At 66.8% G+C, this 17123-nt stretch carries 15 protein-coding genes; 7 read left to right on the top strand and 8 right to left on the bottom strand.

What is annotated here, in order from left to right; all coding sequences use genetic code 11:
• Positions 1 to 9 precede the first annotated feature (9 nt).
• The gene (locus ACQPYR_RS31335; RefSeq protein ID WP_433622491.1) at positions 10 to 465 is read left to right on the top strand and encodes a Rieske (2Fe-2S) protein; all 456 of its coding nucleotides are present in this window, start codon (positions 10 to 12) and stop codon (positions 463 to 465) included.
• A gap of 53 nt (positions 466 to 518) precedes the next feature.
• Here the strand turns inward: ACQPYR_RS31335 and ACQPYR_RS31340 are convergent, their stop codons facing one another.
• The gene (locus ACQPYR_RS31340) at positions 519 to 986 is read right to left on the bottom strand and encodes a VOC family protein (protein ID WP_357474891.1); all 468 of its coding nucleotides are present in this window, start codon (positions 984 to 986) and stop codon (positions 519 to 521) included.
• Between the two features lie 93 nt (positions 987 to 1079).
• The gene (locus ACQPYR_RS31345; RefSeq protein WP_433622492.1) at positions 1080 to 2033 is read right to left on the bottom strand and encodes a hypothetical protein; all 954 of its coding nucleotides are present in this window, start codon (positions 2031 to 2033) and stop codon (positions 1080 to 1082) included.
• 77 nt (positions 2034 to 2110) lie between these two features.
• Between ACQPYR_RS31345 and lspA the strand changes: the two genes are divergently transcribed.
• From lspA to ACQPYR_RS31360, 3 genes are all read left to right on the top strand, one after another.
• Complete coding sequence (gene lspA / locus ACQPYR_RS31350) at positions 2111 to 2815, top strand: signal peptidase II (RefSeq protein ID WP_433622493.1); 705 nt, start codon at positions 2111 to 2113, stop codon at positions 2813 to 2815.
• A gap of 64 nt (positions 2816 to 2879) precedes the next feature.
• Entirely contained in the window at positions 2880 to 3806 is a 927-nt protein-coding gene (locus ACQPYR_RS31355) for an RluA family pseudouridine synthase (protein ID WP_433622494.1), read from the top strand.
• Positions 3799 to 4458, top strand: coding sequence for a hypothetical protein (locus tag ACQPYR_RS31360; protein WP_433622495.1), 660 nt, complete (start codon positions 3799 to 3801; stop codon positions 4456 to 4458). Before ACQPYR_RS31355 ends, ACQPYR_RS31360 begins: the two co-directional genes overlap by 8 nt.
• A gap of 14 nt (positions 4459 to 4472) precedes the next feature.
• Here ACQPYR_RS31360 and ACQPYR_RS31365 read toward each other — a convergent pair whose 3' ends face one another.
• Both ACQPYR_RS31365 and ACQPYR_RS31370 read right to left on the bottom strand, forming a co-directional pair.
• Complete coding sequence (locus ACQPYR_RS31365; protein WP_433622496.1) at positions 4473 to 5291, bottom strand: PhzF family phenazine biosynthesis protein; 819 nt, start codon at positions 5289 to 5291, stop codon at positions 4473 to 4475.
• 79 nt (positions 5292 to 5370) lie between these two features.
• Positions 5371 to 7797, bottom strand: a complete 2427-nt coding sequence (locus tag ACQPYR_RS31370) for an HAD-IC family P-type ATPase (protein ID WP_433622497.1) — start codon at positions 7795 to 7797, stop codon at positions 5371 to 5373.
• Between ACQPYR_RS31370 and rarD the strand changes: the two genes are divergently transcribed.
• Positions 7796 to 8752 (top strand): EamA family transporter RarD, encoded by a 957-nt coding sequence (gene rarD / locus ACQPYR_RS31375; protein ID WP_433622498.1) that lies wholly within the window; start codon positions 7796 to 7798, stop codon positions 8750 to 8752. The genes ACQPYR_RS31370 and rarD overlap by 2 nt on opposite strands.
• A gap of 136 nt (positions 8753 to 8888) precedes the next feature.
• Positions 8889 to 9815 carry an ADP-ribosylglycohydrolase family protein gene (locus ACQPYR_RS31380; RefSeq protein WP_433622499.1) on the top strand — a complete coding sequence of 309 codons (927 nt, stop codon included), beginning with the start codon at positions 8889 to 8891 and terminating at the stop codon, positions 9813 to 9815.
• Here the strand turns inward: ACQPYR_RS31380 and ACQPYR_RS31385 are convergent.
• From ACQPYR_RS31385 to ACQPYR_RS31395, 3 genes are all read right to left on the bottom strand, one after another.
• Positions 9812 to 13063 (bottom strand): arabinosyltransferase domain-containing protein, encoded by a 3252-nt coding sequence (locus ACQPYR_RS31385; protein WP_433635293.1) that lies wholly within the window; start codon positions 13061 to 13063, stop codon positions 9812 to 9814. The genes ACQPYR_RS31380 and ACQPYR_RS31385 overlap by 4 nt on opposite strands.
• A 131-nt stretch (positions 13064 to 13194) precedes the next feature.
• Positions 13195 to 13695, bottom strand: coding sequence for a hypothetical protein (locus tag ACQPYR_RS31390; protein WP_433622500.1), 501 nt, complete (start codon positions 13693 to 13695; stop codon positions 13195 to 13197).
• Positions 13696 to 13791: 96 nt separating this feature from the next.
• Positions 13792 to 15246, bottom strand: coding sequence for a DNA polymerase IV (locus tag ACQPYR_RS31395; RefSeq protein WP_433635294.1), 1455 nt, complete (start codon positions 15244 to 15246; stop codon positions 13792 to 13794).
• A 376-nt stretch (positions 15247 to 15622) separates the two neighbouring features.
• Here ACQPYR_RS31395 and ACQPYR_RS31400 point away from each other — a divergent pair, with 376 nt between their 5' ends.
• A complete protein-coding gene (locus ACQPYR_RS31400) occupies positions 15623 to 16498 on the top strand; it encodes a UTP--glucose-1-phosphate uridylyltransferase (RefSeq protein WP_327096879.1) in 876 nt (291 codons plus the stop codon).
• A gap of 69 nt (positions 16499 to 16567) precedes the next feature.
• On the opposite strand, the gene ACQPYR_RS31405 is transcribed toward ACQPYR_RS31400, so the two are convergent.
• Positions 16568 to 17101 (bottom strand): NlpC/P60 family protein, encoded by a 534-nt coding sequence (locus tag ACQPYR_RS31405; protein ID WP_433622501.1) that lies wholly within the window; start codon positions 17099 to 17101, stop codon positions 16568 to 16570.
• Positions 17102 to 17123: the final 22 nt, after the last annotated feature.

The following is a 17123-nucleotide window of genomic DNA, read 5'->3' on the forward strand; positions in this document are numbered from 1 at the left end:
GAGTCCGATATGACCAACGATGATCTCGTCCTCGACCGCCGCCGCGTCGTAATCGCGGGCGCCGGGGCAGCCGCGGCCATCACCGCGTTGACCGCATGCACCACCTACGGCAAGACCGACGCCCCCGCGGCCGAACCACCCAAGGCCGCCGCCGGATCGACCGGACCGAATGTCGCCGCCGGACAGCCGAATGCCATCGCCACCACCGCCGAGGTACCGGTCGGCGGTGGTGTGATCAAGGGCGATGTGGTGGTGACCCAGCCGAATGCCGGCTCCTTCGTCGGCCTGTCCTCGACCTGCACACATGCGGGGTGCAAGGTCGCGACGGTTTCCGGCGGCACCATCAATTGTGCCTGCCACGGCAGCAAATTCGGTCTCGACGGCTCGGTCGTCAACGGCCCGGCCACCCAGCCGCTCGCCCCGAAATCCGTTCACGTCGAGGGTGACTCGATCGTTCTGGGGTAACCAGCCCGCCATCTGCCGCGCGGCACCGGCCGCGCGGCAGATCGCACAAACGCTCAGGCCCCGCCGAACAATTCGGCCATCCGCCGGTCCATCTCATCCGGCGGCACATCTTCGACATGCGTGGCCACCGTCCACCGGTGGCCCCACGGATCCTCGAACGCACCGCTGCGATCACCGTAGAACTGGGTGGTCATCGGGGTGAGCTCCTTGGCGCCCGCGGCGAGGGCGGCGCTGAAGGCCGCATCGGCGTCCTCAACATAGACGTAGAGATTGACCGGCGTGCCGCCGACCGTCTTCGGGTCGAGGAAATCCATATCGGGAGCCGGATCGCCGACCATGATGAGCGAATTGCCGAACGTGAGTTCGCAGTGTGCGATCTTGCCGTCCGGTCCTGGCATGCGCATCCGTTCCGATGCGCCGAAAATATTCTTGTAGAAGTCGATGGCGGCAGCGGCCCCATCGATTGCCAATCCCGGCGAGACCACCGGATAACCCTCGGGGATCGGTTTCACATCGGACATGGGATACCTCCGATCGAGGCGTTTGTCGGACAGGTGCGAGCCTATTCCTCACCCGCAGGCGACATGTCTGATCGGAGCAAAACAGCTACTGACTCATTCGTTCCAGGTGACCTGCGTATTGATCGTCTGCTGCAGCATGCTCGCGCTACGCGGGTCGCGGTAGGCCTGGTGTCCGCCGAGTGTGATCGAGCCCGCGACCGGCAGCGGCAGACCGAGATCGACGGTGATCGTGCCCGAGCCCTGCATGACGTAGTCCTTGATATCGAGGGTGCCCGCATTATTGGGCAGCGACCATACCTGCGTCTTCGGTTTCTGGGTCACCTCGAGTTCGATGGTCAGCCGATCGCCCTCGCGCTTGGTCAGCGTGGCGGTGGTCACCTGATCGAGTGCGACACCGCCGTCGACCTCCTGCCGCACCGTCCACACCGCACCCTCGCCGACCGGTTGGTCGGGAAAGGTGATCGAACGGTAGACCGCCTGGTAGAAGGCCTGCTCCAAGGCTGCTCGGGCGTTATTGGAGGTGTCCGGTGCCGGGGCGAGCCGCAGCGCGGTGATCGCACCGAGTTCGCTCATATCGAATCCGGCGTGCGAACCGTCGGCGGCGGTGAGTGCCTTGGCCAGCGACGGATCCGGGGTGGAAATGGTGCCGAGAGTCAGCTCGACACCGTCACCATCGGTCTGCGCCGTCATCGGAATCGTCAATGCGGGCGAGGAGAAATCGCTCGGCGGCTGATCGTTGATCTGCTGCTCGATGTGGTGATCGGTACGCAGCGTCACCTGCTGCACGGTGCCCGCCGGATAGCCGGGACGCAGCAGCGACCGCGGCTCCTCACCCGCCGTGACCACAGTGGCGACCGCGGCCGAAATCGGCACGGTCACTTCCTTGCCGATGCCGACCGGCTCGGTGCTGTCGGAATCGACGCGCGACTCGGCACCGTCACTACAGCCGACACCGAACGCGGACAGTCCGACCGCGAGCACCACCAGAAGCACACCCGAGCGCGCGATTCGGGGTACGTGGGAGGAAGACAACACCGTCACGAGCATCAGAGTACGACCGCTTCCTGAGTGTCAGCTGGGACATGCAGGTGACCGCGTGCGTAGCGCAAATCGTTACTCGAGAGATGATGGTCGGCGTGAGTGACGACCGGCCGCCCGAGGACAAGCCCGCCGATAGCGCGATGCCACCCGGCGACGACGCAGAAAATCCGAGCCCGACCGCCGATCCGGGGAAGCCCGCCGCACCGCTGCGGCTACGCACGCTGCTGATCATCGCCGCGGTATTGCTCGGCCTGGACCTGCTCACCAAGACCATTGTGGTGGCCGAGCTGACCCCGGGCGATCCGGTGCCGATCATCGGCGATTTCGCGCGATTGTCGCTGGTACGCAACCCGGGCGCGGCATTCTCGATGGCCACCGGCATGACCTGGCTGCTGACCCTGGTCGCCGCGGCCGTGGTGATCGGGGTGATCCGTATCGGCCGCACGCTGCGCTCACTGTGGTGGGCGATCGGGCTCGGCATGGTGCTCGGCGGCGCGCTCGGCAATCTGGTCGACCGGTTGTTCCGCGCGCCCGGACCACTGCAGGGACATGTGGTGGACTTCATCGCCGTCGGCTGGTGGCCGGTATTCAATCTGGCCGACTCCTCGATCGTGTGCGGCGCGATCCTGCTGGTGGTGCTGACCGTCTTCGGCTTCGAGCCCGACGGCACGCGCGCCGGACACGGCCACCACCCCGAAGCGACCGCCACCGAAACCGCCGCGGAGCCGGACAAGCCCTCGGACAACGGCGCGAACGGTACGGCCAGCAGCAAGGGGAATGCGGCGTGAGCGAGCGAACCATGTCACAGCGAGCTTCGCTCATGCCGGAACCGAGCGCCGGCGAGGTGCAGGCATGAGAGAAACGCGGACGATGCCGGTACCCGACGGACTCGACGGGATGCGCGTCGACGCCGGGCTGTCTCGGTTGCTCGGTCTGTCCCGCACCGCCGTGGCCACGCTGGCCGAGGAAGGTTCGGTGCAACTCGACGGCGTCGCCGCGGGCAAATCGGATCGGCTCGTCGCGGGGGCCTGGCTGGAGGTCGAGTTCCCGGAGCCGAAGCGTGAACTCACCATCGAGCCCGAGCCGGTCGAGGGTATGAAGATCCTCTACGCCGACGATGACATCGTCGCGGTCGACAAGCCGGTCGGCGTCGCGGCCCATACCGGCGTCGGTTGGACCGGGCCGACGGTGGTCGGCGGACTGGCCGCGGCGGGCTATCGCATCTCGACCTCGGGCGCGCACGAGCGGCAGGGCATTGTGCACCGGCTCGATGTCGGCACCTCCGGGGTCATGGTGGTCGCACAGTCCGAACATGCGTACACGGTGCTCAAGCGCGCATTCAAACAGCGCACCGTCGATAAGCGCTATCACGCACTGGTACAGGGACATCCGGATCCGAGCAGCGGCACCATCGATGCGCCGATCGGCCGGGCCCGCGGCGATGCCTGGAAGTTCGCGGTCACCGCGGACGGGCGCCCGAGCATTACCCACTACGACACCGTCGAGGCGTTCCAGGCGGCCAGCCTGCTCGATATTCATCTGGAAACCGGGCGCACCCACCAGATCCGGGTGCATTTCTCCGCGATCCGGCACCCCTGCTGCGGTGATCTCACCTATGGCGCGGATCCGCGGCTGGCGGAGCGGCTTGGGCTGGAACGGCAATGGCTGCATGCGCGTTCGCTGGGATTCAACCATCCGGCCGACGGCCGGTATCTGGAGATCACCAGCGAATATCCCGATGATCTGAAGAACGCACTCGACGTGTTGCGCAATGCCTGAAACATTGCGCCGCATTGCCATTGCCGTCGGCGCCGTCGGCTTCGTAGTCCTGATCGTGGTGCTCGGTGTGCTGAATCCCCCCCGACCGTCGGGCATTTCGACCGACCGGCTCGGGCCGGAGCGGGGTGAGCACGTTGCGGATTACCTTGCGCGGGCACAGGATTCGCTGTCGGGTTCGGATACCGAGGAGCACTGGGCCCTGGTCTCGTTCACCGAACCCCTCGCCCCCGATCAGATTCCGGCGCACAGCGGTGGCCTGCGCATTGCCGCGGCAAGCCACCATGTGTCGATCCCGCGGGTGAACACCCCGATGGTCACGGTTCAACTGCCCGCGGGAAATGCGGTAGCCGTGGCGTCCGCCGATAACGCCGCCTGGCAACTACTGGCTCAGCACGCGGCCGACGAACGCACCGAGCGCATCAATGCGGTGTCGGCGGCTCGCTTGCGCGCCGGGTGCGCATGCACCGTCGGTCTCGTGGTCCGTGGACCGCTCCCTCAACTCCGAAATCTGGCGGCCCAGAACGGAATCCGAGCCGTGCAGGCGCTGCCCGCCGACGCGGTCGCCACCAGTTTCGCGATCGTTCCGCTGCTGCCGGAGTACGAGGACATCGCGCTGCCCGGTACGGACGACGGCCCGGTGCCGGATCAGTAACGCGGCCGGGCTGGTCAATCCGGCAGTGCCACAACACCATCCAGGTACCGGCGACAGCGGCCGATGAGCAGTACCCGGTCGCCCGCGAGTTCACAGCGCAGCCTGCCGCCGCGCCGAGACAGCTGGTGGGCGCTGAGTTCGGCGCGGCCGAATTCGCGGCTCCACAGCGGAACCAGCTGTGCGTGTGCCGATCCCGTGACCGAATCCTCGACCACGCCGAGACCCGGACCGAAGACCCGGGAGACGAAATCGGCGGTATCGCCGGGCGCGGTGATCACCGCGTCGAAGGCGAGCGGTGGAAAGGTTGCGAAATTCGGCCGAGCCTCGCGCACTTCGCGTTCGGAACCCACCACTATCACCTCGTCGAATCCGGTGTAGGCACGCACCGCACGGACGCCGAGTGCCTCCACCAGCGCGGGATCGGGCGTGACCTCCTTGGATTCCAACGCGGGTAGGTCGAGTACGTATTCGTCGTCATCGGTGCGGTCGACGTGTAGCCAGCCGCTGCGCGTGAAGAAGCTCACCCGGTCCTCGCCGGGATGGATGTCCTCGAGAATCTGCGCGGCCGTCGCCATGGTGGCGTGGCCGCACATATCGACCTCCCGGGTCGGGGTGAACCAGCGCAGGTGGACGGCGGGCCACTCCCCGGGTGGACCGCCCGCCTCGACGGGTAATTGCGAAGTGTAGAAGGCGGTCTCGGCGAGATTGTTCTCCTCGGCCAGACGTTGCAACAACTCGTCGGGCAACCACGCCGACAGCGGCATGACCGCGGCCGGGTTGCCCGAGAACGGTGCGTCGGCGAACGCGTCGATCTGATGCAGCAATACCTCCATAGTCGAGAAGGTACTCCAACCCTGAATGATCGCTTCGCACAAGGTATCTCGTGGCGCGGCGGGTCGGGCGTCCAGTTGTTCAGGCGCCCCCGCCCGGTGAACTCGGAAGTAGCGTGTGCTTCTCCCCCTGAACTGCGGCGGCGATCCACCAGGCGGCCTCGACGAGCACGATGCCGACGGCGCCGCAGATGAACGCCGCGGCGGTCAGCCCGATATTCGAGGGGTCGAGTTTGAAGAAATGCCTGGTGAACGGGATTGTGAACAACAGCACATAGGCCAGGATCGATGCGCCGATGAGCGCTACTTTCCACCACACATACGGCCGGGCGACGATGGCCAGCACCCACACCGCGATCATGATCAAGGTGATGAGCGCCGTGGTACCTGCCTGCTCCTTCTGCTGCTCCACGGAGTCATACGACCCCGCATTCGCGATCAGATAGGCGACGAAAGTTGCGACGCCGATCACCACGCCGGACGGAATCGCCAAACGCATGACCCGCGACACGAATCCGGACCGGGCGCGTTCATTGTTCGGAGCCAGCGAGAGGATGAATGCGGGGATACCGATGGTGAACCAGGCCGCGATCGTGACATGCCTTGGCAGGAAAGGATATCCGATCGCTTCGTAGTCGAAGATCTGCGAGCCGACACCAGCGACACCGATCAAGAAGGCGAGCACCACCGAGTACACGGTCTTGGTGAGGAACAGATTCGAGACCCGCTCGATATTGCCGATCACCCGGCGGCCCTCGCCGACCACATACGGCAGTGTGGCGAACTTGTTGTCCAACAACACGATCTGGGCGACAGCGCGGGTGGCCGGACTGCCCGAACCCATGGCCACGCCGATATCGGAATCCTTCAGCGCCAGCACATCGTTCACGCCGTCACCGGTCATGGCGACGGTGTGGCCGCGAGATTGTAAGGCGCCCACCATGGCTCGCTTCTGATCGGGGCGCACCCGGCCGAAGGTGGTCTCACGTTCGAGCATGTCGGCGAGTGCGGCACGATCCTCGGGCAATTCGCGGGCGTCGACCGCGTGATCGCCGCCGCGCAGATCGAGCGAGGAGGCGACCGCACCGACCGAGACGGCATTGTCGCCGGAGATCACCTTGATCGAAACCTGCTGGCCGGCAAAATAATCGAGGGTTTCGCGTGCATCGGGGCGCACCTTCTGCTCGAGCACGACCAGGGCCGCGGGGTCGACGGCGCCCGGTGCGTCGGCGGCGTCGACCGGACGGTCGCTGCGCGCCAGCAGCAGAATGCGCAGGCCCGAGGAGCCGAGTTCCTCCGCGACACGGGCATCTTCGGAACTCGGGTCGAGCAGCACATCGGGCGCGCCGAGCAGCCAGTCGCCGTGCTCGCCATAGGAGAACCCGCTCCATTTCTTCGCCGAGGAGAACGGCGCGACCGCGGTGTGCTGCCAATTCGGCCTATCGGTGAGCTCCTCGCCGATGGCCTGCACGCTCGCGTTCGGGCGCGGATCGTCGGCGGCCATGGCGGCCAAGGCCTGTCGCACCTCGGCGTCGTCGGACGTGCCGAGCGTCTTGATATCGGACAGGCGCATCCCGTTCTCGGTGAGCGTGCCGGTCTTATCCGCGCACACCACATCGACGCGGGCCAGGCCCTCGATGGCGGGCAGCTCCTGCACCAGACATTTGCGCCTGCCCAGTCGCACCACACCGACCGCGAAGGCGACCGAGGTCATCAGCACCAGGCCCTCGGGCACCATCGGCACCAGCGCGGCGACCATCCCGGTGACCGCGGGCCGCCAGGACTCCTTACTGGAGAAAAGCTGGTTGTAGATGCTCAGCAGACCCGCCGGGATCAACAGATAGGTGATGACCTTGAGGATGGTGTCGATACCGCTGCGCAATTCGGACTTGACCAGCGTGAACTTGCTCGCCTCTTCGGACAGCTTGGCGGCGTAGGCGTCCCGGCCGACCTTCGTCGCACGGTAGGCGCCGGAACCGGAGACGACGTAGCTGCCCGACATCACCGACGCGCCGATCGGCTTGTCCACCGGATCGGCCTCCCCGGTGAGCAGCGATTCGTCGACTTCGAGCAGTGCGGATTCCTCGACTGTGCCGTCGACGACGATCTGGTCGCCGGGGCCGAGCTCGATCAGATCGTCGAGGACGACCTCCTTCGGCGCCACCTCGAGCGACTGTCCGTCGCGGCGCACGGTCGGCTTGGCCTGGCTGACGATGGCCAACTGGTCCAGGGTGCGCTTGGCGCGGACCTCCTGGATGATGCCGACCGCACTGTTGGCGATGATCAGCAAGCCGAACATGCCGTCGATGATCGAGCCGGTCGCCAGTACCAGAATGAACAACACACCGAGGATGGCATTGATCCGGGTGAAGACATTGGCGCGGACGATGTCGCGTACGGATCGGCTCGCCCGGTCCGGCACGTCATTGGTCAGCCCGTCGCGGCGACGTTGCTCGACCTCCGCCGCGGTCAGCCCGGTGACGGCCGTTTGGGGCACGGTAATCGACATGACCGCCAGGCTACCGAGAACTACCGTCGGTAGGGTGCAGCGAAGCAGGGCGGTCCCAGGTGTTGTGTTCGGTACAGGCGCATTTCTGATCTGGGGGCTGTTTCCGGCGTACTTCGGGTTGCTGGCCTTCGCCAATCCGGCCGAGGTGGTGGCACAGCGGATTCTGTGGACACTGGTGCTGGTGCTGGTCGTGCTGGCGATAACCGGGCAGCTCGGTGGGCTGCGCGGAATCGCACCGCGGACCTGGCGGATGGCGGCGGTGGCCATCGCGGCGCTATCGATCAACTGGGGCGTGTACGTCTACGGCGTCACCTCCGGGCATGTGGTGGAGTGCGCACTCGGGTACTTCATCAATCCGCTGGTGACGGTGGCGTTCGGTGTGCTGATCTTCCGTGAGCGGTTGGCCAGGGCGCAGTGGGCGGCGCTGGGGCTGGGTGCGGTGGCGGTCGCCGTGCTCACCGTCGACTACGGCAGACCGCCACTCATCGCGCTGGCACTGGCCTGTTCATTCGCCACCTATGGGCTGGTGAAGAAGGTGATTCCGCTGGACGCGCTGCACGGGATCGCGGCCGAGGGGCTGGTCGCCGCACCGTTCGCGTTGGCCTTCGTGATCGTATTCGCGATGTCCGGACGTAGTGAATTCGCCAGTGGCGTAGCACATTCCGGATTGATGATCTCGACCGGTCCGGTCACCCTGGTGCCGCTGCTGCTGTTCGCCGTTGCCGCGCAACGGGTACCGCTGTCGACCATGGGACTGCTGCAGTACCTCACGCCCGCGCTGCAGATGGCCTGGGGTGTGGCCGTCGCGCATGAGCCGATGCCCGCGTCGCGGTGGGCCGGTTTCGCGCTCATCTGGGCGGCGCTGGCGATTTTCACCGCCGACGCACTGGTGCGCGGCCGCCGTCGGGCCAAGACCAGCCGGCCGGAACCGGCCAGTTCAACAGACCTTCGCTGATCTGCCCTTCCCAGCTATGGCTTCGTAGTGAGGGCACAGTTTTCCACGCGATCGCTTGTCGAGTTCGACAGGACGGAACAGCCTATGTCCTCGGGTACATTGACCGCGAAAACCGCAGGCGGCGGAAGGTTTCTTGATGCTGGACGATGCGCAACTGGATCGAGCGGCGGGCGTGCTGCTCGGCACCGCAGCGGGCGATGCGCTCGGAGCGGGCTACGAATTCACGTGGCCGGGAACCCAAGTCGCGATCGAGATGATCGGCGGCGGGCCGTGCCGGTGGGCGCCGGGACAGTGGACCGATGACACATCGATGGCGATCGCCATCGCACTGGCGGCCGATAAGGGGCCCGGCATCGAGCTCGACGAAGTGGCAGCCGGATTCGTCCAGTGGTTCGATTCCGATCCACCGGATATCGGCATCCAGACCCGCGCCGTGCTCTCGGTGCGCCCGCGCTCGGCCCGGGAGATGCAGGTGCAGGCAATGTCCTTGCACGGCAAGACCGGAGGCAACGGTTCGCTGATGCGCACCGCGCCCGTCGCCCTCGCCTATCTCGGCGAGGCGGACGAATGCGTCCGCATGGCCGGTGCGATCGGCGCGCTCACCCATCACGACCAGCAGGCGATCGAGGCCTGCAAGATCTGGACCTACGCCATCCGGCATGCCGTGCTCACCGGAACCTTCGACGGTGTCCGCGAGTTCGTCGACGCCTCGCCGAGCGCCGCCTACTGGAACCACCTGCTCGACCAGGCCGAAGCCGGTACCCCGCAAGACTTTTCGAATAACGGCTGGGTTGTGCACGCCCTGCAGACCGCGTGGTGGGCCATCACCACCGCCGACGCCTCCGATCCGGATCACCTCCCGTGCGCGCTCGAACTGTGTGTCCGCGCGGGCGGCGACACCGACACCACCGCCGCCATCGCGGGCGGCCTCCTCGGCGCCCGCTGGGGCGCCACCGCCATCCCGCACCACTGGCGTCAACTCCTGCACGGCTACCCCGGCTTCACCGCCACCGACCTGACCGCCTTGGCCACCCGCATAGCGACCAACAGCATCAACCGCTAGTACGACGTGTTGATGTGGCCCGGCGTCCAGAGACCGGAGTGGTCCTGCTGGGTGATTTCGGGTTTCGCGGGGTCGGCCTTGGGATCGATGCGGACCAGTTGTTGGAGTTCACCCCAGTCTCGCCGCCAGTCCTGGTCCAGGTAGGTGGCCAGGGTGCGGGGACGCAGGAGCATATTGGACCAGCCGAGCGGACCGCCGCCGTCGTGGCTCTGCCAGAGGGTGGTGATCTCGGCACCCGGACGGTCCGGGAGGATGCGGTAGGCCGGGACCTCGGCGATATTGTCGCGGTGGTCGTAGGGGCGCTGGTTGGGGAATTGCAGGCCCACCATCCAGTCGGTGAGAACCGGGACCTGTGCGCCGACAACATCGTTCAGCGTTCTGGTCTGCGGCACCCGCGGTGGGGTGACGGCCAGCCACTGCTTCGGATTGCGGTCGCGGTCGACGGCGACGACGCGGATAACGTCTGCGCCAGTGGGGATTTCGCTGAAGGGCACGCGCAGGTTACGCCACGACGGCGCCGGTCCGATATCTATCGGGGTGACCTTGCCCATGGGCTGCGCAGTGTTTTCGGAATCGGTTGCGCCGTATTCGATTTCGAGGGTCTGCCCCTGCGTGACTATGCCGTCTGCGTCGACCGAGCGGATCCGTCCCGCTGCGGTCAGCGCGATAATGCCATTGCGGTCACCGGGTTCCGGAAGCCGGTACCAACCAGTAGTCAGATCGGCGGGGCCCGCGTCGCCCGAACCGTAGCTGCCCAGCATCGGCGTTGTCGCCGGGTTCAGTCCGAAAGGCAGTGCGGCGGTGGCGGTTCCGGCGGTGTTCTCCGAGGCGGATTTGCTGCTCAACGCGTCGGCGATACTGCCGGTCGGACTCGAATCGTCGTCGGGGCGCAGATCGGCGGCCACACCCGAACCGGTGAATCCGGTGCCGGTGCCCGAGAGCGTGCTCACCGCGTCGCCGGTCAGCGGGCGCAGCATGCCCGCATTCGGATCGGTCTCCACCAGCACATGACCGGCCAGACCCGCCGTCTTCCCGGTGAGCGCTTCGATATTCGAACGCGCCAGCGAGAACGCGGGCCCCTGGGCCACGGCCGCCTTGGCGAAGGAGCCGACATCCCAGACCACGAGCAGCGCCAGCGCGATGGTCAGTGGCGGCAGCACCGACACCCGCCACGCGAGACGCGAAACCCGATGCGGGGTACCGGGTTCCGGCGATCGCACATGCCACCACGCGGCGACGGCAAGCAGTGCGGCGGCGGCGAGCAGGAACAGTTTGTTGAGCTCGATACCGGCGATCATCGGCGGCTTGTCCCACCACGGAATGCCGTAAGACGAGACGTACCACCACTTATTGGGCCCGGAGAACACCAGCGCGAGCAGGAACGCCACCACCGCCGCGAATAGCGCACGGTAGCGCGGCGCCCGCAAAACCCGTGGCGCGACGGCCATCGCGGTCACCATGGCGACGGCACCGGCCACGCCCGCGTACACACCGAAGTGATGGGTCCACTTGGTCGGCGTGACCATGATCAGCAGCAGCGCGCCGACGGTGACACCGAGAATGCGTCGGGTCGGCCCCGCTGCCAGCAGCGGAATCCGACCGCCCTTGCGCAGCAGGACGATGACACACACGATGAGCCCCGCGAACATCGCGAGCACACCGATCCGGCGGCCGACCGAGCCGTCGGTCTCGCCTTGGAAGAGGTACTGATAGCGCAGATAGTCGTTGAACCACTCGACATCCGGGCCGACGATGTGGTGAATCCGCTTCATCTCGAACATCGCCGCCAACGGCTGATCGGCGAACATGATCGCCAGCGCGACGATACCGGCGGCCAGCAGCGGAGCGAGCGGCACCGCATAGCCCACCACCCGGGCACCCAACGATCCCCGAGTCCCGGTGCGGTCCATGATGATTCGCGCGACCGGCCGCAAGCCCGCCAGCAGCGCCGCGATACAGATCACACCCGACGGCCCGGCCGTACAGGCGAACGCCGCGACCAGGATCGCGAATCCGGCGGGCAACAAACGCCGCGTGGCAATGGCACGTTCGACCAGGCACCAGGTGAGCAGCAGTCCCAGCGCAACCGGCGGTTCCGGACGCAGCCCGTTGTCGTAGGCCAGCCAGATGGTCAGGAAGCCGAGCGCACCGGTCCACATCGCGACACGGTTGCCGCGCACCGCGACCCCGAGCCGGGTCGCCGCCTCGCGGCTGAGCAGCAGCCACATCAGCACACCGCAGCACAATGCGGGCAGCCGCACCCACGGACTGGCGGTGCTGATCTCCGTCATGATCCGGATCAGGTCGTAATACGGTGTGCCGACCGGATTTTCGGGCACCCCGAAGTAGGCGAAGTAGTTGGCCATATAGCCCGCGACACCCGATGCACGGGCCATACCGAACTGATAGCCGTCATCGGAAGTGGTCGACCCGATGAAGTACCAGACCACCATGGTGCCCAGCACCACCGCATCGAGCAGCGTGAACGTCCACCAGCGCTGCGGCAGGAAGCGACGCACCCGCCGACCGTCCAGCCGATCGAGCCGATACAGCGCGACCAGCGCCACAATCGTGCACAGCACCGCGAGCCAGATCGCCGCGCGCTTCACCGGAGTTGGCGTCGAAGAGAACCTGGTGTCGAGTTCGGCGGTGACGCGCGCACCGTCGGCCGCGGCCAGATCACTGAAGATGCCCACCATCTGCGGCCGGTAGTCGCCATTGAGCACCACCGGGAGTCCGGGCGCTTCGAATCCGACCAGGGTGGCGCTGGCACTGGTGTTGTCGGCGTGCACGGTGAGTTCACAGCCCGGAACCAGTTCGGCCACCGGCACGCTGAGCAATGCCTGATTGCGCAGCACGACATCCAGCCGCGCCGGCGTGTCGGCTCCGGCGTGCACGCGGGCGACGAATCCGTAGCGCTCGAGGTCCGGCGCGCCATCGGGCCCGGTCGCCGCGAGAGTACCGCCCTTGGCGCTGAGCTGGTTGATCGCCGTGCACGGCAGGGTGGCGTCGAAAGTCAGTGGCGCATAGGAGATCAGCGGCGCCTCGATGCTGCGCGCCGAACCCGCCTGCGGCCAGGTCAGCGTCGCCGCGGCCACCCGCACGGGCAGCAGCGGCACCGCCACCGCGAACAGTGCGCCCAGCAGGCCCGCGATCAGCGCGATCGGCCCGGCCCAACCCCTGCGCGTCTTCGATTGTGCCGTCCCGAGTTCGGAGTGCTCGACGGACGGCTGCCCCGCCCACACCATCGTGTCAGCCACGGGGCCTGATCCTAACGGTAACTATTTCAAACGAAAGTTCTTGCCGGCGTGCGGCATTGATTCTCAGCAAGCACACAGCTGGCGCGGCCGACACGGGGTCGGCCGCGACCGCTGGTTTATCAGCCGCAGGCCACCGACTGCTGGCCGAGGTTGGTCAGCATGGTGCAGGCCCAGGCCTTCTGGATCTTCCACTTGCCGTTCTCGGCGACGAACGGCACGTCGATAACGTTCTCCTGGCCGTTGAGCAAGACCTTGGCCTTGGCATTGACGCTGTCGCCGAAGCTGGTCACATCGGTGACCGTGATGGTGACATTGGCGCCCTTGGCGGCCTCGGCGAGGCGGTTCGGCAGTTCCGGATCGGCCTCGGCGCCCTGCACACCGTCGAGCTTCTCCGAATTGGGGATCGACGGATCGAGGGCACGCTGCAGCTGCGTGTTCAGTTCCGCGACGGAGGGGACCGGCGGCAGATTGGTGGCGCTCGCGCCGGCCGAGGCCTTGGCGCTGGTACTGGTCTTCGCGGCCGGCTTGCTGTCTTTGTCATCGCTGCAGGCGGTCATACCGAGTGCGGCGACGACGGTCAGGGCGGCGATGGCGATGCGTCCAGTCTTACGAAGCTTCAACTGCTCGTCCTTTGCGTTCGAGTAGGTACATGTCGTTCCACCAACGGCAGCCTTCACCCGAATCGGCGACGCTGCACGAATGACCCAGGCTACCTGTCAGCGGAGACTGCCGAGCGGATCCGCCCGGGACAGACTGATGTCGTCGGCGGCAAAGGTACGCGCCGGACCGGGCCCTGTCGAGCTGGTCTCGAACCGAACAGTAACCACACCGAGCCCGGCGCCCTGCACCCACCCGTGCCCGAATTCGGGGTGCGTGACATCCAGTCCTGGATACCACAGCGTCGTGTTCCGCACTGGCGAATCGTCCTGAGCTGCACCGACGCTCGGCTGCGTGGTCACGGGGATCGGGGGTGTCGCGGTTACTCCCACCTCGACGCCTACCGCCCCGACCGACGCACCCGCGCCGAGCTCGACGGCACCGTCCTCAGGTGCGGACGGCCCCGCTTGTGCGCCCCAACCATCGGAGTGCGGCGCGTCGCCCTCCCCGACGCCGCCGTCCTCGACCGGCGCCTGATCCAACTCCGGGAACAGCGACTCCTGCCGAACCGTCGACAGCCCGCCGTAACCCACCCCGACCAGCCGGATCGGCCCGAGCTCGGCCGGATCAATGGCCGAACGCTGTGCCGCCGTCGTCAGCGTGGCCAGCTCGGTCGTCGCGTACGGCAGGGTGAACGACCTGGTCACGATGCTCATATCGGATTTCTTCAGCTTCAGCACCACGGTGCGTGCGGCCCGGCCGTCCTTTTCCAATCGACGGTGCGCGGCCGCCGCCATAGTCTCGATCGCCGGACGTAGCTGGGCCAGCGTGACGATATCGGTCTCATAGGTGTTCTCGGCGCTGATCTGTTTGGCCTCGGCCCGCTCGGCGACCGGCCGGTCGTCGATGCCGCGGGCCAGCCGGTGCAGCGCCGCGCCGACGCTGCCGCCGAGAATGGACACCGCCTCCGATTCCGGCAGCGCCGCTAAGGCGCCGACAGTTTCGATACCGAGCGAACGCAAGCGACTGTCGGCCACCGGACCGATCCCCCACAGCTTGCGCACCGGCAGCCCGGCCAGCAGTTGCTGCTGCTCGTCCGGCGAAACCACCCGCACCCCATCGGGTTTGGCCATTCCGGAGGCGATCTTGGCGAGTTGCTTACCGGTACCCGCACCGACCGAGGCGACCAGTCCGGTCCGCTCGCGAACCAGCGCACGCAACTCTTCGCAGAATCCGCGCACCTGCTCGACGGTCGCGCCCACCAACTCGGCGGGCTCACCGAACGCCTCGTCGAACGACAGCGTCTCCAACACCGGGATGCGGCTGCGCAAGGCGTCGAACACCCGCGCACTGACCACGCTGTAGACCGCACCGCGCGGCGGCACCACGACCGCCGTCACTCCGACCAACCGCCGCGCCTGATGCATCGGCATGGCCGAGCGCGCACCGAAGACCCGCGCCTCATAGCTCGCCCCCGCGACCACGCCGCGCCCCCCGGTGCCGCCGACCAGCACCGGGCGACCGCGCAGTGTCGGCCGCGTCAATTGTTCGACCGAAGCGAAGAAGGCATCCATATCGATATGCAGCACCCATCGCCGAGCCGTGCGCGCGGACGCGGACCCCACCGCGCCTCCCCCGGCGGCCACAGCGGTGTTGTCGGTGCTCACGCACCGGAATCTACGCCGCCCCACCGACAGGTCGGCCCACCGCGCAACACCGCGTCAACCTGTGAAGACGCCACGCAACCTGGGTGCGGGATGTAGGTCAGCCGAGTGGTTTCTGCGAGATTGCTATCGAACTTCGCGGCGCGACGACGCGGCGAGCGCGGCGCTCTGCCCTGCCCAAGCACCCGTGACCAGGTCCGATACCGGTATGTTGCCGCCTCGACATGCCCGGCCCAAGCCTGGGGATCACCGGTTCGGACCCGCTCGGGTATGTGATGATCGGACCATGAAGATCCGCAAGGCCGTGATACCGGCCGCCGGAATCGGCTCCCGGCTGCTCCCGCTGACCAAGGCCATCCCCAAGGAGATGCTGCCGGTCGGCGACAAGCCGGTCATCGAGCACACCGTCCGGGAGCTGGTCGCATCCGGAATCACCGACATCACCATCGTGGTCAGCAGCGGAAAGTCTCTGATCCAGGACCATTTCCGCCCTAATCCGGCCCTGGTGGCCCAGCTACGCGCCGACGGCAAGGACGCCTACGCCGATGCGGTGGAGGAGGTCGGCGAGCTGTCCCGGCTCGGGCATATCACCTACCTCGATCAGCACGGGCCTTACGGCAACGGCACCCCCGTGCTCAATGCCGCCCGCAATCTCGGCGACGAGCCGATGCTGGTGCTGTGGCCCGACGACGTCTTCGTCGCCGGGGTGCCGCGCGCCCAGCAGCTGATCGACGCCTATGAGGCGACCGGCGCGCCGGTGCTCGCGCTGATGCCGATGGACCCGTCCGAATCTCAGCGCTACGGCGTCCCGGTCGTCGCGGACGACCAGGGCAACGGCCTGCTGCGCATTACCGGGCTGCGGGAAAAGCCGAAGCCCGAGGACGCACCGTCGAACTATGCCGCGATCGGCGGCTACGTCGTCACCCCCGGCATCATCTGCGAACTGCGCAGACAGACCGAGCAGTGGTACGAACACCGCACCGGCGAGGTGTACCTCACCGATGCGATCAATGTGCACGCCGCCGACAACCCGGTCTTCGGCCAGGTCATCCAGGGCCGCTGGTACGACACCGGCAACCCGGCCGACTACCTGGTCGCGCAATTCGCCTCGGCACTGGCGCATCCGCAGTACGGACCATTGCTGCGTCAGCTCGTCGACTGATACCGGGTTCCCCGTCGTTGCCGTCCACGCGCAACCGCGCCGGTCCAGGAGAAACGTAGCCGATCCGGATCAGAAGCGACGGATGGTGTAGATGTCGAAGTCGCGGAGTGGATGCAGACCGACCGGAACGCCCCAGTCGTGCGCATCCAGGATTTGCCCGGAGCCCGCGTAGATGCCGACATGCGAGGCGTCGTCATTGAGGATTACGACATCACCCAGTGACAGGGCCGGGCGCGGCACCGGGGCACCGACCTTGGCCTGCTCCCAGGTGGTGCGCGGCAGTTTCACCCCGACCTGACGGAATGCCCACTGGACCAGAGCCGAGCAATCCCAAGCGAACGGGCCGGTGGCGCCCCATTCGTAGGGTTTGCCGATCTGAGTGTAGGCCGCAGTCAGTGCGCCGAGTCCGGCGATACTCGGCAGCGGCAGGGCAGCGGAACCGCTGGAACTACCGGAACTACCGGATGCGGAGCCAGAACTACCCGAACCGGACGCGCTTCCGGTCTCACCGCGCACCGGTCCGGCCAGTACGAGCGTCGTGACGATCGATACCAGAAACCCCATAGCTATCTGGCGAAATGCCTTCTTGTGTGCGCTGGTCATATGCTCGCCCCTTCCGTCGACC

Source organism: Nocardia sp. CA-120079, assembly GCF_050955745.1.
Classification (GTDB): domain Bacteria; phylum Actinomycetota; class Actinomycetes; order Mycobacteriales; family Mycobacteriaceae; genus Nocardia.